Annotated in this window: 20 protein-coding genes; 7 read left to right on the plus strand and 13 right to left on the minus strand. The window is 60.5% G+C overall.

Annotated features, from left to right (window positions below):
- Positions 1 to 140 precede the first annotated feature (140 nt).
- Positions 141 to 1,001, plus strand: coding sequence for a LysR family transcriptional regulator (locus QRN60_RS07765; protein WP_111792278.1), 861 nt, complete (start codon positions 141 to 143; stop codon positions 999 to 1,001).
- Positions 1,002 to 1,042: 41 nt separating this feature from the next.
- Here QRN60_RS07765 and gor read toward each other — a convergent pair whose 3' ends face one another.
- The 3 genes from gor to rpiA form a co-directional block, all read right to left on the minus strand.
- Positions 1,043 to 2,431, minus strand: coding sequence for a glutathione-disulfide reductase (gene gor / locus QRN60_RS07770; RefSeq protein ID WP_020012606.1), 1,389 nt, complete (start codon positions 2,429 to 2,431; stop codon positions 1,043 to 1,045).
- 143 nt (positions 2,432 to 2,574) lie between these two features.
- Positions 2,575 to 3,144, minus strand: coding sequence for a DUF2059 domain-containing protein (locus QRN60_RS07775; RefSeq protein WP_003524811.1), 570 nt, complete (start codon positions 3,142 to 3,144; stop codon positions 2,575 to 2,577).
- 16 nt (positions 3,145 to 3,160) lie between these two features.
- Entirely contained in the window at positions 3,161 to 3,856 is a 696-nt protein-coding gene (rpiA, locus tag QRN60_RS07780; RefSeq protein WP_003502924.1) for a ribose-5-phosphate isomerase RpiA, read from the minus strand.
- A 190-nt stretch (positions 3,857 to 4,046) separates the two neighbouring features.
- Here rpiA and gph point away from each other — a divergent pair, with 190 nt between their 5' ends.
- Positions 4,047 to 4,748 carry a phosphoglycolate phosphatase gene (gph, locus tag QRN60_RS07785; RefSeq protein ID WP_087744075.1) on the plus strand — a complete coding sequence of 234 codons (702 nt, stop codon included), beginning with the start codon at positions 4,047 to 4,049 and terminating at the stop codon, positions 4,746 to 4,748.
- 312 nt (positions 4,749 to 5,060) lie between these two features.
- Here the strand turns inward: gph and QRN60_RS07790 are convergent, their stop codons facing one another.
- Entirely contained in the window at positions 5,061 to 6,965 is a 1,905-nt protein-coding gene (locus tag QRN60_RS07790; protein ID WP_236773471.1) for a L,D-transpeptidase family protein, read from the minus strand.
- Between the two features lie 386 nt (positions 6,966 to 7,351).
- Between QRN60_RS07790 and fumC the strand changes: the two genes are divergently transcribed.
- Together fumC and QRN60_RS07800 are read left to right on the plus strand one after the other, a co-directional pair.
- Positions 7,352 to 8,821: a class II fumarate hydratase gene (fumC, locus tag QRN60_RS07795; protein ID WP_376904342.1), complete on the plus strand. Its 1,470-nt coding sequence runs from the start codon at positions 7,352 to 7,354 to the stop codon at positions 8,819 to 8,821.
- Between the two features lie 195 nt (positions 8,822 to 9,016).
- Positions 9,017 to 9,949 (plus strand): alpha/beta hydrolase, encoded by a 933-nt coding sequence (locus QRN60_RS07800; RefSeq protein WP_129564956.1) that lies wholly within the window; start codon positions 9,017 to 9,019, stop codon positions 9,947 to 9,949.
- A gap of 87 nt (positions 9,950 to 10,036) precedes the next feature.
- Here QRN60_RS07800 and pyrG read toward each other — a convergent pair whose 3' ends face one another.
- The 4 genes from pyrG to QRN60_RS07820 form a co-directional block, all read right to left on the minus strand.
- Positions 10,037 to 11,665, minus strand: a complete 1,629-nt coding sequence (gene pyrG, locus QRN60_RS07805; protein WP_162687162.1) for a CTP synthase — start codon at positions 11,663 to 11,665, stop codon at positions 10,037 to 10,039.
- Between the two features lie 159 nt (positions 11,666 to 11,824).
- Positions 11,825 to 12,280 carry a preprotein translocase subunit SecG gene (gene secG, locus QRN60_RS07810; RefSeq protein ID WP_107675663.1) on the minus strand — a complete coding sequence of 152 codons (456 nt, stop codon included), beginning with the start codon at positions 12,278 to 12,280 and terminating at the stop codon, positions 11,825 to 11,827.
- A gap of 115 nt (positions 12,281 to 12,395) precedes the next feature.
- Positions 12,396 to 13,166: a triose-phosphate isomerase gene (gene tpiA, locus QRN60_RS07815; protein WP_087744079.1), complete on the minus strand. Its 771-nt coding sequence runs from the start codon at positions 13,164 to 13,166 to the stop codon at positions 12,396 to 12,398.
- Between the two features lie 212 nt (positions 13,167 to 13,378).
- Positions 13,379 to 14,260 carry an alpha/beta fold hydrolase gene (locus tag QRN60_RS07820; protein ID WP_129564957.1) on the minus strand — a complete coding sequence of 294 codons (882 nt, stop codon included), beginning with the start codon at positions 14,258 to 14,260 and terminating at the stop codon, positions 13,379 to 13,381.
- Between the two features lie 224 nt (positions 14,261 to 14,484).
- Here QRN60_RS07820 and parE point away from each other — a divergent pair, with 224 nt between their 5' ends.
- Together parE and QRN60_RS07830 are read left to right on the plus strand one after the other, a co-directional pair.
- Positions 14,485 to 16,608, plus strand: a complete 2,124-nt coding sequence (gene parE / locus QRN60_RS07825; protein ID WP_080866160.1) for a DNA topoisomerase IV subunit B — start codon at positions 14,485 to 14,487, stop codon at positions 16,606 to 16,608.
- A gap of 67 nt (positions 16,609 to 16,675) precedes the next feature.
- On the plus strand, positions 16,676 to 17,566 hold the full coding sequence (locus tag QRN60_RS07830) for an NAD-dependent epimerase/dehydratase family protein (protein ID WP_112977890.1): 891 nt from the start codon (positions 16,676 to 16,678) through the stop codon (positions 17,564 to 17,566).
- A gap of 8 nt (positions 17,567 to 17,574) precedes the next feature.
- Here QRN60_RS07830 and QRN60_RS07835 read toward each other — a convergent pair whose 3' ends face one another.
- Genes QRN60_RS07835 through QRN60_RS07845 form a run of 3 tightly spaced genes read right to left on the minus strand, consistent with a single transcriptional unit; the run spans position 17,575 to position 18,894 of the window.
- A complete protein-coding gene (locus QRN60_RS07835) occupies positions 17,575 to 18,183 on the minus strand; it encodes an ATP-dependent Clp protease proteolytic subunit (RefSeq protein WP_020809782.1) in 609 nt (202 codons plus the stop codon).
- A gap of 43 nt (positions 18,184 to 18,226) precedes the next feature.
- The gene (locus tag QRN60_RS07840; protein ID WP_020809781.1) at positions 18,227 to 18,583 is read right to left on the minus strand and encodes an SRPBCC family protein; all 357 of its coding nucleotides are present in this window, start codon (positions 18,581 to 18,583) and stop codon (positions 18,227 to 18,229) included.
- On the minus strand, positions 18,580 to 18,894 hold the full coding sequence (locus tag QRN60_RS07845) for an ArsR/SmtB family transcription factor (protein WP_031233739.1): 315 nt from the start codon (positions 18,892 to 18,894) through the stop codon (positions 18,580 to 18,582). Before QRN60_RS07845 ends, QRN60_RS07840 begins: the two co-directional genes overlap by 4 nt.
- A 156-nt stretch (positions 18,895 to 19,050) precedes the next feature.
- Between QRN60_RS07845 and QRN60_RS07850 the strand changes: the two genes are divergently transcribed.
- Positions 19,051 to 20,610 carry a phospholipase D family protein gene (locus QRN60_RS07850; protein ID WP_020809779.1) on the plus strand — a complete coding sequence of 520 codons (1,560 nt, stop codon included), beginning with the start codon at positions 19,051 to 19,053 and terminating at the stop codon, positions 20,608 to 20,610.
- A 22-nt stretch (positions 20,611 to 20,632) separates the two neighbouring features.
- On the opposite strand, the gene QRN60_RS07855 is transcribed toward QRN60_RS07850, so the two are convergent.
- Together QRN60_RS07855 and QRN60_RS07860 are read right to left on the minus strand one after the other, a co-directional pair.
- A complete protein-coding gene (locus tag QRN60_RS07855; protein WP_107675664.1) occupies positions 20,633 to 21,466 on the minus strand; it encodes a response regulator in 834 nt (277 codons plus the stop codon).
- A 160-nt stretch (positions 21,467 to 21,626) separates the two neighbouring features.
- Positions 21,627 to 24,140, minus strand: coding sequence for a GcvT family protein (locus tag QRN60_RS07860; RefSeq protein ID WP_003502951.1), 2,514 nt, complete (start codon positions 24,138 to 24,140; stop codon positions 21,627 to 21,629).
- Positions 24,141 to 24,193: the final 53 nt, after the last annotated feature.

Below are 24,193 nucleotides of genomic sequence, written 5' to 3' on the forward strand. Positions count from 1 at the left end.
GTCTCCTTGGTGTGGAGAGACGAGTTAAGCGGACCCGGCGGGAGAGCATAGATGCACGTTTGAAAGACCCGTTTCATACAAAAACGGAGAAAGCGGCCCCTGATGCGCATAAGGTGCTGCGGTGATTTGGAGAAGATGCCGTGAAGGAAGTGGACTGGGACGATCTGAAGCTTTTCGACATTGTTGCGACAGAGGGAGGTTTGGCCGGTGCTGCAGGCAGAGCCGGGCTCAGCGCGCCGACGATTGGCCGAAAAATGCTCCTTTTGGAGCGCAAGATCGGACGAACGCTCTTCATTCGAAGCCAGAACGGATACAGGCTCGCCCCGGATGGCGAGGTCCTGCTCGAAAAGGTTCTGATCATGCGGCAAAGCGCGGCAGAGATCGCGCAATGGCACGGTGAGGCCTTCTCGCTGCCGATTGTTTCGATATCGAGCGACATCTGGATTGCGGGCTTCATAGCGGCCAATACAGCAGCCATCCGGGGCCCATCCGACCCTTTTCGGCTGTGCTGCAAGCAATGCGAGAACGAAGACGAACTGACCTATCGGCGCGGCCTGATTTCGATAAGGCACGACAAGCCAGCCACCGGAAATTTTGCCGTGCGCAAATCGGTCGACGTCGCCTATTGCGCCTATCGCCCGCAGGACAGTTCGGGCGAAGAGTTCACGCAATGGATTTCAATTGGAACCGAGGTGGCGGCGTCCGACGCGGAAAAATGGGTATTCCGTCATCGGGAACCGCTTATCCACACCTGGACGAACGCGCCCTCACTTTTACCGGGCCTTATCCAGGGCGGCGCGGGAAAAGGCGTCCTGCCGTGTTTCGTTGGTGATGCCCTGCCCGGCCTTGTCCGCGATGGCGAGGCGATCGAAGAATTATCCCATCCGCTGTGGATCGTCGTCAACGATGACGACCGGCATGCCGCGGAAATGCGGCTCGCCATAGACCGTCTCGTTGCCCTTTTGAAGAGCAACGAGAGCCTGTTCAGCGGGCGTCGGTGATAATCGGGCGAAAATCAATGATGTGCCGAAGTGGAGGGTGACTAGACCTTTTCGCCGTTCACCACGCGGTAGCTCGGCGAATACATCGTCACCAGTTCCTCGGACGCTGTCGGATGCACCGCCATGGTGCGGTCGAAATCATCCTTGGTGCAGCCGGCTTTCAGCGTGATGCCGAGAAGCTGCGCCATCTCACCCGCCTCATGGCCGAGAATATGGACGCCGACAACCTTGCGGTCGGCAGCATTGACGATCAGCTTCATGATCGTCTTTTCCTGACGGCCGGATAAGGTCGCCTTCATCGGGCGGAACTGTGCGCGATAGACCTCCAGTTCCGGATATTTCCTGCCGGCTTCCTCTTCCGAAAGACCGACCGTGCCGATTTCGGGCTGCGAAAACACCGCCGTCGCGATCAGTTCGTGATCCGGCTTGGTCGGGTTGTTCTTGTATTCGGTTTCGATGAAGCACATGGCCTCGTGGATCGCCACCGGCGTCAGCTGTACCCGGTCGGTGACGTCACCCAGCGCGAAGATGTTCGGCACGTTCGTACGCGAGTAATCATCGACGATGATCGCGCCCCGCGCATCGAGTTTAACCCCGGCATTTTCGAGGCCAAGGCCCTTGGTGTTCGGATCGCGGCCAAGCGCCAGCATCACCAGGCCGACATGCAGCGAGCTGCCCTGCTTCGTGCGCGCCACGAAGCCACCGGCGCCATCCTTGCTGACGTCCTCGATGATGTCTTCCAGAATGATGCGGATGCCCTTGGCCTCCATCGCTTCATGCAGGCCCTTGCGCATGTCGTGATCGAACCGCGAGAGGATTTCCTTGCCGCGATAGATCAGCGTCGTTTCGACACCAAGCCCGTGGAAGATATTGGCGAATTCCACGGCGATGTAACCGCCGCCGGCGATCAGGATCGATTTCGGCAGCTCTTCCAGATCGAAAGCCTCGTTGGACGAGATCGTTAGCTCATGGCCGGGCAGCGCCTTGTGCTCGTTCGGCGTGCCGCCGACGGCGATCACGATACGCTCGGCCGTGAACGTCTGGCCGGTTTTCGTGAGCTTCACGGTGTGGGCGTCAACCAGTTCCGCCCGGCTGTCGAAAATGTCCGCCTTGGCGTTTTCAAGACCCTTGCGGTAGAGCCCTTCGAGACGGGTGATTTCCTTGTCCTTCGCCGCGATCAGCTTCTTCCAGTCGAAGCTGCGTTCGCCGACGCTCCAGCCAAATCCTTCCGAGTCCTCGAAATGTTCCGGGAATTGCGAGGCGTAGACGAACAGCTTCTTCGGCACGCAGCCGCGGATGACGCAGGTGCCGCCATAGCGGTATTCCTCGGCGATTGCCACGCGCTTGCCGAGCGAGGCCGCTACACGGCCGCTGCGCACGCCGCCAGAACCGCCACCGATGACGAAGAGATCGTAGTCATAAGCTGTCATAGTCAAAACCCCTGATCAAAACCGCCGTCCTCAGCCTCGAGACGGGTGGCGGCGCATTCACGGCACATATAGGTGCTGCGACGCACAAATGAAAAGCCCGGTCTTGCAACCGGGCTTTGAATATTTCTGAACTGTCTCTTCAATCAGGGCTTGGGAGCTGCCGGAGCGCCGCCCGTGGCGTTCTGATCGGCCGGAAGCGGCTTCAGATCGGCGCCTGCGACCTTCTGCAGTTCCGACATGCTGGAGGCGTTCAGGTCACGGTTGATGCCGGCGGCCCAGATGTCGGCGGCCTTCATCAGTTCGCGCGTGGCGATCGGGCCGTCCTTCAGGAGCTTCTTGCCCGCTTCGCTGCTGTAGAAGGTGGAGATGGCGTTCAGCTCTTCAACGGTGAAGGCGCGCGCGTAGGTTAGCGCGGCTTCGCGTTCCAGATCGGCGCGGCGCGGCGCAAGCTCGAGCGCCTTCGCGTCAACGGTCTCGGTGATCGCGTCCTGCACATTCGGCGAGGCCTGAATGAGTTCGGCTTTCAGACGCTCCGCCAGTCCAGGCAGAATGTCGTCGAAACGGTCGGTAACGCCAAGAGAGGTGATAGCCTGCCGTGCGGCAGCGATATGCGCTTCCGAAATTTCCTGAGCGCGTGCGGCAGTACCGAACACGATGCCGGAAATGAGGATCGAAGCAGCGGCAGCTTTGCCCAGTCCCGCTAGTTTGACCATGAAAATCTCGCTCCTGTTATACTGCCTGCATCACGCGGGCGCCTTCAGGACCCGCGATGATGGCAAGCGATGCCAAATTTATGAAAAGTCCGTGCTCGACGACACCGGGAATCGTGTTCAGCTCGCGTGCTAGCGCTTCTGCATCAGGAATACGGCCAAAAGATGCGTCAAGGATGAGGTGTCCACCGTCGGTCATGAAGGCGCCATCGCCGGACGAGCGCATCGTCAACGCGCCCGAAAGACCGGATCGTGCCGCCAGCTTCTCGATGGCGATGCGCGTTGCCACCTGGCCGAATGGGTTGATTTCGATGGGAAGCGGAAAGGCGCCAAGCGTCTCGACGACCTTGCTCTGGTCGGCGATGACGATTACGCGGGCGGATGCCGCAGCCACGATCTTTTCGCGCAGAAGCGCGCCGCCGCCGCCCTTGACGAGACGCAGCGCATGATCGACCTCGTCGGCGCCATCGATGGTCAGATCGAGTTCCGGCAATTCATCGAGGGATTTCAGCGGCACGCCAAGCTCGACGCACAGGCGCGCGGTGCGCTCGGATGTCGGCACGCCCTCGACCTTGAGACCGGCTGCGACCTTCTCGGCCAGAAGCCGGACAAATTCCTCGGCCGTCGAACCCGTGCCGATACCAAGCCGCATCCCGTCCTGCACGTGGGACAATGCGGCCTCGGCGGCCTTGATCTTCATCTGGCGGGCATCCATGTGCCTGAAACTCCGGTAGCTTTGTCGTCGCCGTGCTGTTTACACGGGTCGAAAGCCAAACGAAAGCCTTTTTCAAGGCAACGAACAGAACGTTGTGACGCGGTTGCAAAGACAGGCCCGTTTGCCTAGGCTTGGCGCAAATGAAAGCACCCATATCCCAGCATCCGCATTCTCCAAGAGGCCAGTTCCCGTGACAACCCGCACGCTCTCCCCGCTCGCCATTTTCGATCTCGACGGCACGCTGGTCGATACCGCCGCCGATCTCGTCTCGAGCCTTAACCACACCATCGCTGCAGCCGGGCTTGCCCCCGTTACCTATGACGACCTGACGCATCTCGTCGGCCAGGGCGCTCGGGTGATGATCAAGCGCGCCTTCGCACTGCGCGAGACGGAACTGCCGGAAGCCGAGATCGATCCGCTCTATGAGCGCTTCATCACCCATTACCGGGCCGAAATGCCCGGCGAAAGCCTTCCCTATCCGGGCATCGTCGCGGCTCTGGACGCGCTAAAGGCCGCCGGCATCACGCTTGCCGTCTGCACCAACAAGACCGAAATCCTCGCTGTGCCGCTACTCGAAAAACTCGGCCTCACGCCCTATTTCGCCGCCATCACCTGCGGCGATACCTTTGAGTACCGCAAGCCCGATGCGCGCCACATCCTCGGCACCATCGAAAAGGCCGGCGGTGACACGCAACGCACGGTGATGGTCGGCGACAGCATCAACGACATCCTCGCCGCAAAGAACGCTGGCGTGCCATCGATCGGCGTCACTTTCGGTTATACGGATGTGCCGATGGTGAAACTCGAGCCGGATGTCGTGATCGACGATTTCAATGAATTGACGCCGGCGCTGTTCGAAGAACTGGTTGCTAAGGGTGCCGCAGCGGCCTGAGAGGCTGTGGGCTAGGCGGAAAAAGCGAGGGAGCGGCACACTCAACCGCATTGAGGGTTGCGCGCCCCTTCTTCCTTCATGCCGGACTTGATCCGGCATCCAGCCACGGCGCGTCTGCACCGTGAGAAGAGTCTCTCGCGATCAAGGACTTGATCGCGCTGGACCCCGGATCAAGTCCGGGGTGACAGAGTACGGTGTTGCCGTTAACGCCAAATGTAGCAGGCGGACCCTACCACCAAACAAATCGGGAAGGCCTTCCCTTCAAACAAAAAAGCGCCGTCTCCGGCGCTTTTTCTCTTGATGGTATGCTGATCAGATCGACGCGGCCCGCGCCTTCGTCGTCACGGCGAACGCCTTCTGTACATAGCTGTCGCGATCATAGACATCGTCGAAGAATTGCACCTTGCCATCCTTGTCCGGCCATGCGGTGAAATAGGCCACATAGACAGGAACCTTCTCCGGCACCTGCACGGCCCGGTTCTTGCCGGATGCGATCTGCTCGCCAACCTTGTCGACGCTGGTGCCGAGAACGGCCGCGGCCATGCGGCGCGGATCGACCAGGCGGATACAGCCATGGCTCAGCGCCCGCATGTCGCGGTTGAAAAAGCTCTTGGCCGGCGTGTCATGCATGTAGATGGCATGCGCATTGGGGAACAGGATCTTCAGGTCGCCCAGCGCATTGTCGCTGCTCGGCGGCTGACGAACGGAAATCGCGTTGGTCGAGCCGTACCAGTTGACGCTGGTGGAAGAAACAGCACGGCCGCCCACCTGCACTTCGTAACCCAGACGGTCGAGATAGGACGGATCACGGCGCAGCTTCGGCAGCATCTCGTTGACGATGATCGACTGCGGCACGCCCCAATAGGGGTTGAACTCGACGGTCTGGATCTCATCCTGGAAGAAATAGGTCTGGTTGGCCTTCGAGCCGACCACCACCTTCATGCCGAACTGTTCCAGGCCGTCATTGTGGTAATAGGCCATGAAAGCGGGTTGGTTGATGAAGACGTAACGCTGGCCGAGATCGGCCGGCAGCCAGCGGACCTGCTCCATGGCCACCTGCACCTTGGCGATCTTGGCGTCATTGCTTTCGCCGACCATGGCGCGCACGGTCGCGCGGCCAATCACGCCATCCGGCTTCAGGCCGTTTTCGCTCTGGAACGCCTTCACCAGATCGACGAGATCAGGCGTATAATCCGGCGTCTGCTGATAGGCGGAAATGATCGCCGCATGCTCGGCCTTGAAGGCGGGCGAAGCACGATGTTCGATGGCCTTGACGACATTGGCCATATCCGCGCTGCTGTTGCCGGGCTTCAGCACCAGATCGGCGGGAACGCGCACGACATGTGCCGCATCACCCTCGCCGCGCAGGCCGGCAAGTTCGGTCTTCAACGCAAGATATTCGGCGCTAGACGGTTCGCGGCTGCGAAGATAGGCGGCGACATCGGGGCTGAGACCCGCAAGCTTCAGCACGGGTGCGAGGTTCACCGTCTTGCGCTTGAAATCATGGTAGCCAGAAAGCCGGTTCGGATCGACACGGCCACGGGTCGTATCCTGCACATAGGCAAGAACCTTGGCGGAGAGCGCAAGTTCGAACTGCATCTGCGCCCGCTGATAGGCGTCGGATACTGGTGCCGAGGCGGTTTCGACCGGCGTACCCGTTGCAGTCGTGCCGGCAGCGTTGCTGCTGATGCTGGCGGTCACGTCCTTTGCCGGTGCGGAAATGCTGTAATCGGCCGGATCGAGGCCACTTTCGCCCACCGTCTCGAAAAAGGTGATGACGGCATTGGCGCGCGCGGTAAGCTCACCTTCCGAAACCCACAGCGTCTTGCCGCCGGCGCCATAATAGGCTTCCAGCGCCTTGGCGATCTCAGGCGTGGCGCTGAACTTCAGATTGGCGAGACCTTCGCCGAAATTCGCGGTGTTTACGACACGGGCCGTATCCGCCTTGTAGTCGTAATAGCGCGGGCCGGAAACGCGCGGCAAAGGCTCGGGGTCGGAAGCGTCCGCACTCTGTCCTGCGCCCGGTCCAGAGGTCGAGGGCGAGGTGACGATGCCGGCCGGCGGCAATTCACCGCGATCACGCGCGATCTTGCCGGGGCCGCCGCGCAGGAGGTCCATCAGCGTTACCGCCCCGGCGCTGCCGGGAAGAGCGGTGGAAACGGAAAGACCGAGAGCCAGCACCAGCGCTGCCGATGATTTTCCAGATGTGACTTGCAATTTGATCCTCGTAGCACCCAGCACCGCCAGCAAAGGGCGGGCATCAGTTTCATGCCTGTCTAGCCGATCGCCGGCCCGTTGAAAAGAAAACGCCCAAAGCCCACAACCGTGCCGAAATGAACCTTATGATACAGCCAAAGCCATAAAAACGTAATTTCCAGAATTGGCGAGAATGGTTAAATTTCTATTTATTTCATTCACTTTACCCTGCCCCAACGGAGCGTCAGCGCACCCGGTAAAGCCCGGTTTTCCGGCCATTTCGCGTCGTAGTAAAAATGACACGCCGACGCCTTTTTCTCCGCGCACCACGCCACACGGTAAAATCGCTTTTGCACGGCGGGAAATATCTGCCTCCGCCCCATTGCAGCGCTTTCATTGCCGGCGCGATGATTCTATATATCGGCCGCGCAAGGCGGGCGAAGGCGCCGTTTTGGCGGAGGAACACGAGTAAAAAGGCAATACTGATGACAGCCACACGCACGGAAACCGATACATTTGGACCCATTGAAGTTCAGGCCGATCGCTATTGGGGCGCGCAGGCGCAGCGCTCGCTCGGCAACTTCAAGATCGGCTGGGAAAAGCAGCCCGCCTCTGTCGTTCGCGCGCTCGGCATCGTCAAGCAGGCAGCGGCCCGCGCCAACATGGCGCTTGCAGGCCTCGACCCCAAGGTCGGCGACGCCATCATCGCGGCCGCACAGGAAGTCATCGACGGCAAGCTGACCGAACATTTCCCGCTCGTCGTCTGGCAGACCGGTTCCGGCACGCAGTCGAACATGAACGCCAACGAGGTGATTTCGAACCGCGCAATCGAAATGCTCGGCGGCGAAATGGGCACCAAGAAGCCGGTTCACCCCAACGACCACGTCAATATGAGCCAGTCCTCGAACGACACCTACCCGACGGCGATGCACATCGCCTGCGTGGAAGAGATCGTTCACCACCTGCTGCCGGCCCTCAAGCACCTGCACAAGGCGCTGGAAGCCAAGGTCAAGCAGTTCGAGCACATCATCAAGATCGGCCGCACCCACACGCAGGATGCGACGCCGCTGACGCTCGGCCAGGAATTTTCCGGCTATGCCGCGCAGGTCGCCTCCGCCATTGCCAATATCGAACTCACCCTGCCCGCACTATCCAAGCTCGCCCAGGGCGGCACGGCTGTAGGCACGGGCCTCAACGCGCCAATCGGCTTCGCCGAGAAGGTCGCGGAAGAAATCTCCAAGATCACCGGCCTGCCCTTCGTCACTGCGCCAAACAAGTTCGAAGCGCTCGCTTCGCACGATTCCATGGTCTTCTCCCATGGCGCGATCAATGCGGCTGCCGCAGCCCTGTTCAAGATCGCCAACGACATCCGCTTCCTCGGTTCCGGCCCGCGCGCCGGTCTCGGCGAATTGTCGCTGCCGGAAAACGAGCCCGGCTCGTCGATCATGCCGGGCAAGGTGAACCCCACCCAGTCGGAAGCATTGACGCAGGTTTGCGCCCACATCTTCGGCAACAATGCAGCGCTCTCGTTTGCCGGTTCGCAGGGCCACTTCGAGCTCAACGTCTATAACCCGATGATGGCCTACAACTTCCTGCAGTCGGTCCAGCTTCTGGGCGATGCGGCCGTCTCCTTCACCGACAATTGCGTTGTCGGTATCGAGGCACGCGAAGATAACATCCGGAAGGGCGTCGAAAACTCGCTGATGCTGGTGACTGCGCTCAACAGCAAGCTCGGCTACGATATCTGCGCCAAGATCGCCAAGACCGCGCACAAGAACGGCACGACCCTGCGCGAAGAAACGGTCGGTGGCGGATACCTCACCAACGAGGAATTCGACCAGTTTGTACGCCCGGAAAACATGATCGGCCCGAAATAAGCCGGTCGGGATTTATCGCTGGAATTGGAACGGGCCTTCGGGCCCGTTTTTTATTGCCGGATGGATAAGGACAGGCTCCAAGCTGGACAGGCTGCGATGGTCCGGTATTGACCTCACCTGCCGTTTTGAAGATCGTCCTTGTGAACCGGTCTCCGGCGCACATGCCGAAACCCCAAGCGCGATGAGGATGACGCCATGATGTGCCGCCGCAATCTCCTGCTGGGCGGCGCGCTTTTCGCGGCGGCCTTGAAAATCCCAGATGTCTTGGCCCGGGACAGGCGGCTGCAAATACCTCTCTGGCCCGGCCCGCCTCCCGGCGGCAGCGGTCCGGGTGGCGCTCTGGAGATCAGCAGGAAAGGCGCGGTCAGCAATATCAGCCTGCCGAGCCTCGAAATATTCGCGCCCGATGAACCAAACGGTTCCGCCATCATTATCGCGGGTGGCGGTGGATATAAACGCATCGAAGAAGGCAAGGAATCCTATCCTGCAGCACGCTGGCTTGCCGCAAGGGGTATCCACGCCTTCGTCCTCACCTATCGCCTGCCGATCGAAGGCTGGGTCGCCGGTCCGCTTGCCCCGCTTCAGGATGCACAGCGTGCCGTCAGGCTCATCCGCGCCCGCGCTTCGCAATGGCAGATCGATACGCACAAGATCGGCGCGCTTGGCTTTTCTGCGGGCGGCCACCTGATGGGCCTGACTGCGGCCCGCTCCGCCTTCTCATCTTACGATGCCCTCGATGATATCGACAGGCAATCAGCCCGGCCGGATATCGCAGCGCTGATCTACCCGGTCATCACGCTATCGGCTCCCTATGACGATACCTCGACCCGCAAATCGCTTGTCGGCAGACATCCGACGGATGCGGCAACGCGGCAATGGTCGGTGGAAAGCCATGTGGGCAAGGATTGCCCGCCGATTTTCCTGACGCAGGCTGATGACGATCGCATTTCCGATCCGACCAACAGCCGTATCATGCAGCAGGCCTGCGAAAAGGCCGGCGCGGATGTCGAGTTTCATCCAATCGCGTCCGGCGGTCACGGCTTTGGCATGGGCAAGCCCGGAACTCTCACCGAAGCATGGCCGACATGGTACGAAGCGTGGCTTAAGAAACGCAGCTTTCTGACCTGATGCATGTGGCGCATCGCGCGTCCCAAGCCCATTATCACCAAACAAAAAAGGGCCGCAAAAGCGGCCCTCTTCATCTCATTCAAACTGTCAAACCAGCCGGCTCTGCTCCACCGCCGCTTCGACGAAGCTGGCGAAAAGCGGATGCGGATCAAGCGGACGACTCTTCAGTTCCGGGTGGTACTGCACACCGATGAACCACGGATGGTCAGGATATTCCACCGTTTCCGGCAGGACACCATCAGGAGACATGCCGGAGAAGACGAGGCCGCAATTTTCCAGCCGGTCCTTGTAGTCCACGTTCACCTCGTAGCGGTGGCGGTGGCGCTCGGAAATATCCGTGGTGCCGTAGATTTCGGCGATCTTGGTATCTTTCTTCAGCGCCGCCTTGTAAGCGCCAAGACGCATCGTACCGCCGAGATCGCCCTTGGAGGAGCGCTTCTCCAGCTCGTTGCCCTTCACCCATTCGGTCATCAGACCAACGACGGGTTCCGCCGTCGGGCCGAATTCGGTGGACGAGGCATTTTCGATACCGGCCAGATGACGGGCCGCTTCCACGACCGCCATCTGCATGCCGAAGCAGATACCGAAATAGGGCACGTTGCGCTCACGCGCGAACTGCGCCGCCATGATCTTGCCTTCGGAACCACGCTCGCCGAAACCGCCCGGCACCAGAATGCCGTTGACCTTTTCGAGATAGGGTGTGGGATCTTCCTTTTCGAAGACCTCGGACTCGATCCATTCCAGCTTGACCTTGACGCGATTGGCGAAGCCACCATGATGCAGCGCCTCGATCAGCGACTTGTAGGCATCCTTGAGGCCGGTGTATTTGCCGACGATCGCAATAGTCACTTCGCCTTCCGGCGTGCGGATGCGGTTGCAGACCTCTTCCCACGGCTCCAGACGCGGCTTGGGCGCCGGCTCGATGCCGAAGGCGGCCAGCACTTCCGAATCGAGGCCTTCCTTGTGGTAGGCAATCGGAACGTCATAGATATTCGCCACATCCAGCGCCTGGATGACGGCGGAAGGACGCACGTTGCAGAACAGCGAAAGCTTGCGGCGTTCCGCTTCCGGGATTTCCCGGTCGGCGCGCACAAGCAGGATGTCGGGGTGAATGCCGAGCGCCTGCAGTTCCTTCACGGAATGCTGGGTCGGCTTTGTCTTCAACTCGCCGGCTGCCGGAATGTAAGGCATCAGCGTCAGGTGAAGATAGATCGCCGTGCCGCGCGGCAGGTCGTTGCCGAGCTGGCGGATCGCTTCCATGAACGGCATCGCCTCGATATCACCCACCGTGCCGCCGATCTCGCAGATGACGAAGTCGTAATCGTCATTGCCCTCGATCACGAAATCCTTGATCTCGTTGGTGACATGCGGAATGACCTGAACGGTTGCGCCGAGATAGTCGCCGCGCCGTTCCTTGTCGATGATGTTCTTGTAGATACGACCGGTCGTGATGTTATCGGTCTTGGTGGCCGAACGCCCCGTGAAGCGCTCATAGTGGCCAAGATCGAGGTCCGTCTCGGCACCGTCGTCAGTCACGAACACTTCGCCGTGCTGTGTCGGGCTCATGGTGCCGGGATCGACGTTCAGATAGGGGTCGAGTTTACGAAGCCGCACCCGATAACCACGGGATTGCAACAAAGCTCCGAGTGCTGCCGCAGCGATGCCCTTGCCTAGAGAGGAGACCACGCCGCCTGTGATGAATACATATCGCGCCATGGGATTCACCGGATACCTTTTTACCTCTGATTCCGCCAGCCCAAAATTAATGGTTTCGAAAATTCGCTGTTGACGAATCCGCGATGGGGCGAGCCGGAATGCGAACAAAAGAAAACCGGCAGGCTTTTGGCCTGCCGGAGCGTTAAATCAAAACCGGGCTTATTGACCGGTCGGAACTGCGTTCGGATCGGCGGGCTGCGCCGGTGCCGGGGCGGCCGTGCCGGAAGCGGCAGGGGCCGGTGTCGTCTGCGCCGGAGCGGCCGCACCATTATTTGTCGGAACGCCATTTTCAGCCGGAGCCGGGGCCGGCGTCGTGGACGGGCCGAGCGTGTCGAGAATGCCGTTGCCCTGACCCTGCGTGGCCGGAATACGGTTCAGGATGTCGGTCGGGCGCGATTCGTAGCGGGTCATAAGACCAAGGCCGAGCGACGTCAGGAAGAACAGCGCGGCGAGGATGCCCGTTGTGCGGGTCAACGCATTGGCCGTTCCGCGCGCGGACATGAAGCCCGAACCGCCGCCGATACCGAGGCCGCCGCCTTCGGAACGCTGAATCAGGACCACGCCGACAAGCGCCAGCACGATCATGAGGTGAATAACAATCAAAACGGTCTGCATGACAATCCATTCCATGCCCCGCGCGGAGCACCATAAAGAAGGTTTTGCGGCTCTTTACATGAGGCGACGGCTTATTCCAAGCCCCTTTCCCGCCACTCGTGCAGGAAAGCTTCGATCAAGCCGTCAGTTGCTCGTATGCCGCATAGATGGAAAGGAAGTCGGAAGCTTTCAAGCTCGCACCGCCAATCAGCGCACCATCGACGTTCTCGACGCCCATCAGTTCCAGCGCATTGGCCGGCTTTACCGAGCCGCCATAGAGGATGCGCATGGTCTTGCCGGCATCGCCGAAGCGCTTGACGAGTTCGTCGCGCATGAAGGCATGGGCCTCGCGCACGTCTTCGACCGTCGGCGTCAGGCCCGTGCCGATTGCCCAGACAGGCTCATAGGCGATGACGGTATTTTCGGCCGTCGCCTCATCCGGCAGCGAGCCGGCAAGCTGGCGCTTGAGAATATCGAGCGTCTGGCCCGCCTTGCGCTCATCCGCCGTCTCGCCGATGCAGACGATGGCGATGAGGTCGGCCTGATGGGCGGCAGAGGTCTTGGCGCGGACCAGATGATCCGTCTCGGCATGGTCGGTGCGGCGCTCGGAATGGCCGACGATGACATGGGTGCCGAAGCAGTCGGCGATCATCTCGGCGGAAATATCGCCGGTATGAGCGCCGGATGCGTTCTGGTGGCAATCCTGCGCGCCGATCATCAGCGGGCTGTCATCACAGAGCGCTGTTGCGACATAGAGCAGTGTCGAGGGCGGGCAGATCAGCGCATCCACCTTTTCGGACAGCGCGCCCTTGACGCCTTCTGCCATGGCCTTGATCTGATCGAGCGAGGCACGGGTGCCGTTCATCTTCCAGTTTCCGGCAACAAGCGGTCGAACATTCGGCGTCATGCGTATCCATTCCCTTTGTCTCTGGCCCCGCCTTTGGCGGCGCCCCATCCCTCAGCCGCAACGCGGCCCTTAATCACGACAGAAATACTGCCGGAAATCCCGGGATATTCCTTTAACCGCAGCCGGCAACAAATGGTACAAAAAAGCGGCCCGAAGGTTCAAAACGACGGCCGATTTCGCAAATTTCGCCGCCGCTGACCCAAATTGAGGCCTCAGCGGCTCAAAATCCAGTTCAAAACCGCCCGCCAGTCGGTCATGCGCACCGGCGTGCCGTGGCTGCCGGTCTCATACCGCGTGAACCGCGCCGGCTCACCGGCCTTCAGCAGGGTACGGAAGATCGTCGCCTGCTGATCGGCCGAATAGACCTTGTCGGCGCTGCCGTGGGTGAACCACACCGGCTTCCTGGCCTTGGCAAAGGCACTTTTCGGAAAATCGGGATCGACCGCACCACCGAGGATCGCCATGCCCTTGAGCTTGGCGACAGCAGCCTTGTCGCGGCTGATGCCATAGCAGATGAAGCTGCCCATCGAGGCACAGGTTAGTACGACCGGCTTGCCGCCCGATTTTTTGGCCGCATCGGCAATCAGCGCCGCGACATCTGCAACGCCGTTCTCATCGAAGGAACGCACGCTCGGCACATAATAGGTGCCGCGATTGGCGACGGCCAGGTTCTTCAGCCGGTTGAAGTTGCCGCCGAAGGTGTAGTCATTCATGCCGAGCCGCCGGTCACCGCCGCGCCCGTGGATGAAGATGACGGTGAAAGCCTGCCCGCTTGCCGGCCCGACGCGGCCGACCTCAAGCGCCCTGCCCTCAACGGATATGGTTTCGAGCGCCTGCGCGCTCTTCGGCGCCATATCCACATATTGTCGCTTCACCCGTCGCTCCGGCACCTCGTCGCGGCCGTTGATGTCGCGCATCTCCTGATAGTCGATGACCTCGGATGCGCCGCCATCACCGGTGGAAAGCACCGTCTGGCTGGAAAACAGCTCATCCTTGAAGGGGCGCAGCGGCCCGTCGGAGGCCGAAGCCGCAACCGGCATGGCCGCAACAGTCAGGCTGAAAAGAGTACAAAACGTGAAATGAGCTGTGGACATGCCTTGGCTAACCGTTCATTCGTGGCTGCGAGACTTGCCATTGCAAGGCCGGCAGCGCAATCCTCCTGTTGCGAAACCCTGACACAATCGTGGCATAGGATGCGCCGCGTTTGCCCGACGGACCCACTTCAATCGGACGGGAACCGCGTTTGGCGTTATGATTGACGCTACTGGCATAATGATTCGCATGGCGAAATTCTGACACACGCTTTTGAACTTTGGACATGATGGACGACAGCAACGATCTCTTCTCCGGTCTTCCGGCAGCACGAAACAGCGATACGGAAACGAACGAGGACGCCGCGAAGACGCCGGCGACCGCGGCCGCCAACGTGCCCGCCAACCTGAATGTGCAGCCGAAACCCGCAGCCGTTGCGGCCGTTACGCCGCCTGCCCCTCCGGCCCCCGTGTCTCCTTCCGGTGACGACTACGGTGCTTCGTCGATCCGCGTGCTCGAAGGGCTGGAACCGGTGCGCATGCGCCCCGGCATGTATATTGGCGGCACCGATGAAAAGGCGCTGCACCACCTCTTTGCCGAAGTCATCGACAACTCCATGGACGAGGCCGTCGCCGGCCACGCCAACTTCATCGAAGTCCATCTCGATACCGAAGGTTTCCTGACAGTCACCGATAACGGCCGTGGTATTCCCGTGGAAAACCATCCGCAGGTTCCGGGCAAGTCGACGCTCGAAGTCATCATGACCAAGCTGCATGCCGGCGGCAAGTTCGACGGCAAGGCCTATGAGACATCGGGCGGCCTGCACGGCGTCGGCGTGTCCGTGGTCAATGCGCTGTCCGATCTTCTGGAAGTGGAAGTGGCGCGTAATCGCAAGCTTTACCGCCAGCGTTTTTCGCGCGGCGCGCCGATCGGCGGGCTGGAGGAGCTGGGCGACGTGCACAACCGTCGCGGCACCCGCGTGCGTTTCCATCCGGACCCGCAAATCTTTGGCGATCACGCCAAGTTCGAACCGGCCCGCATCTTCCGCATGGCCCGCTCCAAGGCCTATCTCTTCGGCGGCGTCGAAATCCGCTGGAGCTGCGATCCCGGCATGGTGCCGGCCGGCGGCGAAATCCCTGAGAAGGCCGTGTTCCATTTCCCCGGTGGCCTCAAGGATTATCTTGCCGCCACGCTCGGCAAGGAATTCACCGTCACCCGCGAGATTTTCTCGGGCCGCACCGAAAAGACCGGCGGCCACGGCGCGCTGGAATGGGCCGTCACCTGGTATGGCGGCGATACGCAGATCCATTCCTATTGCAACACCATCCCGACGCCCGAAGGCGGCACGCATGAGGCGGGTTTCCGCATCGCGCTCACCAAGGGCCTCAAAAATTACGCTGATCTGACGCAGAACAAGCGCGCCAAGGACATCACCACCGACGACGTGATGATCTCTGCCGCCGGCATGCTCTCGGTCTTCATCCGCGAGCCTGAATTCGTCGGCCAGACCAAGGACAAGCTCGCCACCGTCGAGGCCCAGCGCATCGTTGAAAACGCGCTGCGCGATCCCTTCGACCACTATCTCGCCGGCAATCCGGGCGAAGCGGCGAAGCTGCTCGACTGGGTGATCGAGCGCGCCGAAGAGCGCCTGCGCCGCCGCAAGGAAAAAGAAGTCAACCGCAAGACCGCGGTGCGCAAGCTGCGCCTGCCCGGCAAGCTGGCGGACTGCGCCCAGAACACGGCGGAAAATGCGGAACTCTTCATCGTCGAGGGTGACTCGGCGGGCGGCTCCGCCAAGCAGGCCCGCAACCGCGCCAATCAGGCCATTCTGCCGCTGCGCGGCAAGATCCTCAACGTCGGCAGCGCCAGCCGCGAAAAGCTCTCGGCCAACCAGCAGATCGCCGATCTCATCCAGGCGCTCGGCTGCGGCACCCGCACCAAATACCGCGAAGAAGACCTGCGGTATGAACGCATCATCATCATGACCGATGCCGATGTCGACGGCGCCCATATCGCCTCGCTGCTCATCACCTTCTTCTATCAGGAAATGCCGGAACTCATTCGCGGCAATCACCTCTATCTGGCGGTGCCGCCGCTCTACGTCATCCGTCAGGGCGCCAAGAGCGCCTATGCCCGCGACGACGCCCACCGCGCCGAACTGATGGAAACCGTCTTCAAGGGCAAGAAGGTCGAAATCGGCCGCTTCAAAGGCCTTGGCGAAATGATGGCCCAGCAGCTGAAGGAAACCACCATGGATCCCGAAAAGCGCACCTTGCTGCGCGTCGAGATCGACGATGTGGATTTCGAAGGCACCCGCGAGGCCGTCGACAATCTGATGGGCACCAAGGCCGATGCCCGCTTCCGTTTCATTCAGGAACGAGCGGCCTTCGCGGATAATCTGGATATCTGATCATCCGGATGCACCCTTGAAAGGCAGCGCATGGCGCTGCCTTTTGTGTTGATGTGGAGGGAACCTCATGCGGATAGTGCTGACGGGCAGTTCCGGTCGGGTCGGCCGCGCGATTTTCAGCGCCCTGGCCGGCAGGCACGATGTTACCGGCATTGACCGCTCCCCCTTTTCCACCACTCACATTGTCGGCGATTTCGCGGACATAAAACTGCTGCGTTCCGCTCTGGAGCGAGCGGATGCGGTGATCCATGCGGCAGCGCTCCATGCACCGCATGTCGGCATCGTTCCAGACGCAGAATTTCAGCGCATCAACGTCGGCGGGACCCGCATGCTGGCGGAAGCGGCCATGGCGGCGGGTGTGCCACGGCTGGTTTTCACCAGCACCACGGCGCTTTACGGACAGGCGGTATCTGCAGGGTCCTGCACATTTATCGATGAAGAGACGCCGCCCCGGCCGAAAAGCATCTATCACCGCACCAAGCTCGAAGCCGAGCAGGTGCTGGCGGAGATGGCCGGCCCGCATCTCGCCGTGCGCGTGCTGCGCATGTCCAGAAGTTTCCCGGAGCCCGCCGATGTGATGGCGGCCTACCGGCTGCATCGCGGCGTCGATATCCGCGATGTCGCCGATGCCCATGTGCAGGCGCTGAGCAATGCTGGAGACGATTTCCAACGCTATATCATATCGGCCGCCACCCCGTTTTCCGCTGATGACTGCGACATCCTCGCTCGGGATGCAGCCTCCATCCTGCGGCAGCGGACCCCCACCCTCGCCGCCGCTTTCGCGCAGATGGGATGGGCGCTGCCGGCGACCATTGACCGGATCTATTCACCCGCACGCGCCGCAGAGGGGCTGGGCTGGACATCCCGCTTCGGTTTCGAGGAAGTAGTGGCTGAGCTTGCCCGGCGCAGCCTGGAAGTCCTGCCAGCCGGCGCCAATATCAGCCGGAAATCCGAGTAAGTCCGGCCCTATGCCGCCGCATCCTCGCGGACTTCCAGAATGCGGTCGATCAGGCCCCATTCCAGAGCCTCCTGCACCGTCATGAACCGGTCGCGATCCATCGCCCTCTCGAACTCCTCGTAGCTGCGCCCGCAATGTTCGGCATAAAGCCGCGTCATGCGGTGTTTTGTCTGCCTGATTTCCTCGGCGTGGATAAGCATGTCCGACGCCTGCCCCTGAAAACCGCCTGATGGCTGGTGAATGAGGATGCTGGCATTGGGCAGCGCCGCCCGCATGCCGGGTTCGCCCGCCATCAGCAGGAACGAGCCCATGGAACGGGCCGTCCCCATGCACAAGGTGTGAACCGGCGCGCGAATGTAGCGCATGGTGTCATACATGGCGAAACCGCTGGTCACCATGCCACCCGGCGAATTGATGTAGAGATGGATCGGCTTCTTCGGGTTTTCCGCTTCAAGAAACAGCAATTGCGCGCAGACCAGCGCGGAAACCGTATCGTTCACCTCTCCGTTGAGGAAGATGATCCTCTCGCGCAACAGGCGGGAGTAGATGTCGAAAGACCTTTCTCCCCTTGACGATTGTTCGACTACCATAGGGACGAGTTGCATCGTTTCGCGCATCGGCGAACTCCTGTCGTTTAAGAATATTGGGAAACGTGCCGGATCAGGCTGCGAGCTTGATCGGCGAACCGTTGTGGTTTGCGGCGGCCTTCGTCATGCGGCCGGTATTTACGGGCAGGTCATGAATGATGCGCAGGCTGGTGCCGCCACGGTCATTCGCTGCGATCTGGAACGTGACGGTGCTTTCCAGAAATGGCGGATGATCCTCCCGCAGCCGGTAGCAGACCTCCTGCCCCGGCGTGGTTCTTATCGCCTCTGATTCCGCCAGGGCTTGCCTCGGCAACCAGTGTTCGCGAAAAGCGGTAATGCTGATCGCACGCCACACTTTCTGCGGCGGCTCGTCCAGATCATATTCAAGCTCCAGACCGTTTTTCGGTGCTTCCGGTATTTGCCTGTTCATTGATCCATATCCTTCAGCAGGCGCTTCAGAGCCTCGATGCGCTGCGGCCAATAGGCGCGATATTTGGCGAGCCATGCCGCAATGCGGGTCAATCCTCCCGGATCGACCTCATAATTGACGAAACGGCCCTGCCGTCTTTCAACCACCAGCCCCGCCCCGCGCAGGACAGAAAGATGCTGCGACATGGCCGGCTGGCTAATCTCGATGCCTTCGCGCAAGGCGGAAGCGTTCATGGCGCCGTCCGCCAGCTTCTCGAAAATGGCGCGGCGTGTCGGATCGGCCAGCGCACGGAAAATATCGTTCTCAGTCATGACAACACATAAGCACACACTTATCTGATTCACAAGTCCCTTCGGCGGGCGGAAGGCAGCGTTTTTCATCCACAGCGTCCAATTCCGTGAACGCTTTCTCCCCTCGCGCGTTTTCACTGCGCCTGATACTCTTCGGGCCGGGAGCGATCAAAACAAGTGACTGCATTTACGGTCTTCATCATCATCATTCTTCTCCTGGTCATAGGACCGAGCCTGTTCGTCGTCATCGGCAAGCAGCGGGAAAAGGCCATTCCCAAGCGCCCTTCCACCGCCCTGCCCGTTGCCGAAGATGAAACGGCGCTGGACCGGCACTGGCAATCGATCAGAAACGGCTGGAACGAGAAGAATGCGCTCTGCCTCTTACATTCCAATCTCGATGCCTTTGCGGTGCGCGTGGCGGCGGCCCGGGCGGCGGGGCGCAGCCTCGATCTCATGTATTACATGTGGAATGCCGACCTGACCGGACGGCTGATGATGCGCGAAGTCATCGCCGCCGCCGATCGCGGTGTGCGCGTGCGTCTGCTCCTCGACGATCTCGGCGTTTCCATTTCCGACCGTATCTTCCACGCCATCGACAGCCATCCGAATATCGAACTCAGGCTGTTCAATCCCACCCGGGCGCGGGAAAACATGCTGCATCGAGGCATCGAACTGGTGCTGCGTTTCCGAAGCGTCAACCGGCGCATGCATAACAAGGCGTGGATTGCCGATGGGCGGGCCGTGATCGTCGGCGGACGCAATATTGGCGACGCCTATTTCGATGCCGCCGAGCGCGCGAATTTCCATGATTTCGATATTCTCGGTTTCGGCAGGATCGTCGCTGACGCCACCGAAATATTCGACGATTATTGGAACAGCGCCGTTTCCGTTCCCGTGCGGTCGCTTCTGGCAAGACGGCCAAACAAACTCGCCAAATTGCGCCGCGAACTGGATGCCCTGCCGAAAAGCGAGGCGGCCAAACCCTATCTGGAACGCGTCGAAAGCCAGTATGGCCGCGACCACTTCCTGATGTCGGACCGCCTGCACTGGGTCGAGGCGGCGGATATCCTTGCCGATCCGCCGGAGAAAGCGGCGGGCAAACGCCGCAAGGGTCACAACTTCCTGATGGAAAGCCTGCTGCCGCTGATGCAGGCAGCAGGCGACAGTCTGCACATAACCTCCCCCTATTTCATTCCCGGCAAACAGGGGGTGGGGATATTCCTGCAACTCGCCGAAAACGGCGTGTCAGTCGCCATCCTCACCAATTCGCTGGCGGCGACCGATGTTGCCGCCGTTCACGCCGGTTATGCCCGCTATCGAAAACCGCTCCTCTCCGGCGGGGTGCAGCTGCATGAGCTGCGCGCGCAGGCGGATCAGTCGAACTTCACCCTGCGCGGTTCGGGACAGGCGAGCCTGCACACCAAGGCCTTCACCCGTGATGGCAAGAGCGGCTATATCGGCTCGCTCAACTTCGATCCACGTTCCGCCTCGCTCAATACGGAAATGGGCGTCGTGTTCAACTCAGCCCCGCTGGTTGCCCGCATGGATGAGATATTCGCCGACGAAATCCGCCGCACCATGAGCTTCGAGCTGGAAATCGACAAAGGCAGGCACATTGTCTGGATGACGGAAGAACAGGGGCGGACGAAAACCTACCGGCGCGAACCCGACGCCGCCATCAGCCGCCGCATCGTCGCCGGTATCATGCGCTTCCTGCCGTTTGAATCGCAGCTTTGACAGGCCGTCACGCCGCTCCCCTTCAGGCCGCCGGCCTGACCCCCGCTTTCGCCAGCCGTATCTGAACCAGCGTATCGAGGTTCTGATTGACGCGGCAATAGAACTCCTCGTCGATGAAGGGCCGCAGCATGAAATCATTGCCGCCCGCCTTCAGGAACCGTGCGGAAAGCAGCCGGTTGGTGGAGGAAGACACGCCGATGATGCGCAGCTCATGCGACCCGCGCACGGTGCGGATGCGCCGCGTCAGTTCGAAGCCGTCAATGTCGGGCATGTTATAGTCGGTCACCACGAGGCCGATATCGGAATTGGCCTTCAGGATTTCGAGCGCCTTGGCGCCGCTATCTGCCAGGCTGACGCGGAAATTATAGCGCTTGAGACGGCTCGAAAGCAGCGCCCGCGCCGTCGGGCTGTCATCAACGATCAGCACATGGTGGCGGTGGTTGGTGAGAAAGCGGCAGACGGATTCCGTCAGCATATCCACGGCGAAAATATTGTCCTTCAGGATATAATCGACCACATCCTTGGCGATCAGCGTTTCGCGCGTCCCCTCGTGAAAGGTGCTGGTGAAAACGATGGTCGGGATCGAAAGATCGATCAGATATTCCAGCGCCTCGCCCTTTTCCGCCCCCGGCAGGTTGATGTTGGAAATCGCCAGCGTCACCGGTTCGGGAGAATGTTCGTAACAGGCCTGCAACTCCTCGAAATTGCGGCACACTTCCACGGTAACGCCCAGTAATTCATTCAGGCGCATGCTCACCATCTGGGTGAACACATTTGTATCTTCCGCCAGCAAGATGCGGCTGTTGGTAAAAGGCACGCCAGAATATTGCATGCCCGTAATGCCCAGGAAATTCATTCTGCCCCGATCCCCCATCGTATGTCAGGGAAAGATAGCAGGCTCATTTTTCAGAATGATTAATAACACTTTTGCGTGAAAGCCAGTTGAGCACATGCTTACTTAAAAGGAAATACGGCCCGCGAGGGGCCGTATTCCGACTTTGGGAGGGGATGTGGTCTTATACGCGCAGAAGCGCATTTTCGGTGTCGAACGGGCTCTCTTCAACCACTTCGGCATCATAGGACGTGCCGAGAATGCGGATCTTGAGCTTGGTGCCGACGGCCGCATAATCCGGCTTGAGCATGGCGAGCGCAATTGACTTGCCCATGCGCCAGCCGAAACCGCCGCTTGTCACGCGGCCGGCAAGCACGCCGTTTTCATCGACGATTGCTTCCGAACCGCGCGCATCGACATCCGTATTGCCAGACACGGTCAGCGTCGAGAACACCCATTTCGCGCCGGCTTCCTTGTAAGCCACCAGCGCATCGCGGCCGATGAAGGATTTTTCCGGGCGCACGAAGCGGTCGAGACCGGATTCATAGGCGTTATATTCGACCGACAGTTCGCGGCCCATGTTGCGATAGGATTTTTCGAGCGACATGGACACCATGGCGCGAATACCGAAAGGCTTGATGCCGAATTCGGCGCCCGCTTCCATCAGCCGGTCGAAGATGTAGTTCTGCATCTCGATCGGATGGTGCAGCTCCCAGCCAAGCTCACCCACGAAGTTGACGCGCAGCGCATGCGCCGTCGCCACGCCGACGGAAATCTGCTTGCCGGTGAGCCAGGGGAAATCCTTGTTATCAAGGCTGGTGCGAGTGAGCTTCTTCAGGAGATCGCGCGACTTCGGACCGGCCAGAACCAGCACGCCGTATTTCTGCGTGATCGGCTGCAGCACCACGGACCCGTCAGTGGGCGCAAGGCGGCGCAGCACGTCATGGTCATGCGTCTCGAGACCACCGGCCGAAACCATGTAGAAGCGGCCCGGTGCCCACTCATAGACGGTGAATTCCGCCTTCACGCCGCCAGTCGGCGTCAGAAGATGGGTGAGCGCGATGCGGCCACGCTTCTTCGGCACGATGTTGGCGAGAATGCTGTCGAGCCATGCCCGTGCACCGGGGCCGGAAACCTCCATCTTCGCGAAGGCGGACATATCAAGCACGCCGACATTCTGGTGAACGTTCTTCACCTCGTTGCCGACATGTTCGAAATAATTCGAGCGACGGAAGGACCATTTTTCAACGATACGGCCATCATCCAGAGCCGGCGCATGATTGTGGCTGGTGATGACATCGGCACCGACGCCGAGATCTTCCTCGCGCAGCGAATAACCTTCCGGCGCATACCAGTTGGCACGTTCCCAGCCATAAACCGAGCCGAACACGCCGCCGAGCTTCTTCAGGCGGTCATAAACCGGCGTGGTCTTCAGTGGACGGGCGGCGGAGCGTTCTTCGTCCGGATAATGCATGGTGAAGACGTTGGCATAGGCTTCCTCGTTCTTGGCGATGAGGTAACCTTCCGTTGCGTAAGGCCCGAAGCGGCGCGGATCGACACCCATCAGGTCGAGCGTCGGCTCGCCGTCGACGATCCATTCAGCCAGCTGCCAGCCGGCGCCGCCGGCAGCGGTGATGCCGAAGGAATGGCCTTCGTTCAGCCAGAAATTCTTCAGGCCCGGTGCGGGACCAACGATCGGGTTACCGTCAGGCGTATAGGCGATAGCGCCATTATAGACTTTCTTGATGCCCACTTCGCCGAAGGCCGGAACACGCACCATGGCGGTTTCGATATGCGGCATCAGGCGGTCGAGTTCCTCCTGGAACAGCTCATATTCGCTGTCGTCGGAGGGGCCGTCGACATAACAGACCGGCGCGCCGACTTCGTAAGGACCGAGGATCAGACCGCCCGCTTCTTCGCGCATATACCAGGCCGAGTCGGATTCGCGCAGAACGCCCATTTCCGGCAGGCCCTGGCGGCGACGTTCCTGAATGGCCGGGTGCGGCTCGGTAACGATATACTGATGTTCGACCGGAATGACCGGAATGTTGATGCCGACCATCTCGCCGGTCTTGCGGGCAAAGGAGCCCGTGCAGGAGATGATATGTTCGGCGATGATCTCGCCCTTGTCGGTTGTCACCTTCCAGTGACCATCTTCCAGCTGCTCGATGGCGGTGACGGTGGTGTTGCGATAGATGGTCGCGCCACGATCACGCGCACCCTTGGCCAGCGCCTGTGTCAGATCGGCGGGCTGGATATAACCGTCATCCGGATGCTGGATGGCGCCCAGCAGACCGTCCGTCTCGCAGAGCGGCCAGATTTCCTTCACCTGCTCCGGTGTCAGCATGTTGACCCGCACACCGATGGTCTCGGCGATGCCGGCATAATACATATATTCGTCCCAGCGATCCTTGGTGCGGGCGAGACGGATATTGGAGACCTTGGAGAAGCCGACATTCATGCCGGTCTCTTCCTGAAGCTCCTCATAGAACTTGACGGAATATTTGTGGATCTGGCCGACCGAATAGCTCATGTTGAACAGCGGCAGAAGCCCGGCGGCATGCCAGGTGGAACCCGAGGTGAGCTCCTTGCGCTCGATGAGAACGCTGTCGCTCCAGCCCTTCTTGGCAAGATGATAAAGCGTCGAAACGCCGACGACGCCGCCACCGATCACCACCGCCCGTGCATGTGTCTTCATTTACAGAACCCCTGAAAAGCGCCGGCCTTGCCTTATTCCGCCGACATTGGATG

Origin of the sequence: Agrobacterium sp. CFBP2214 (assembly GCF_030209895.1) — a bacterium.
GTDB lineage: Bacteria > Pseudomonadota > Alphaproteobacteria > Rhizobiales > Rhizobiaceae > Agrobacterium > Agrobacterium radiobacter.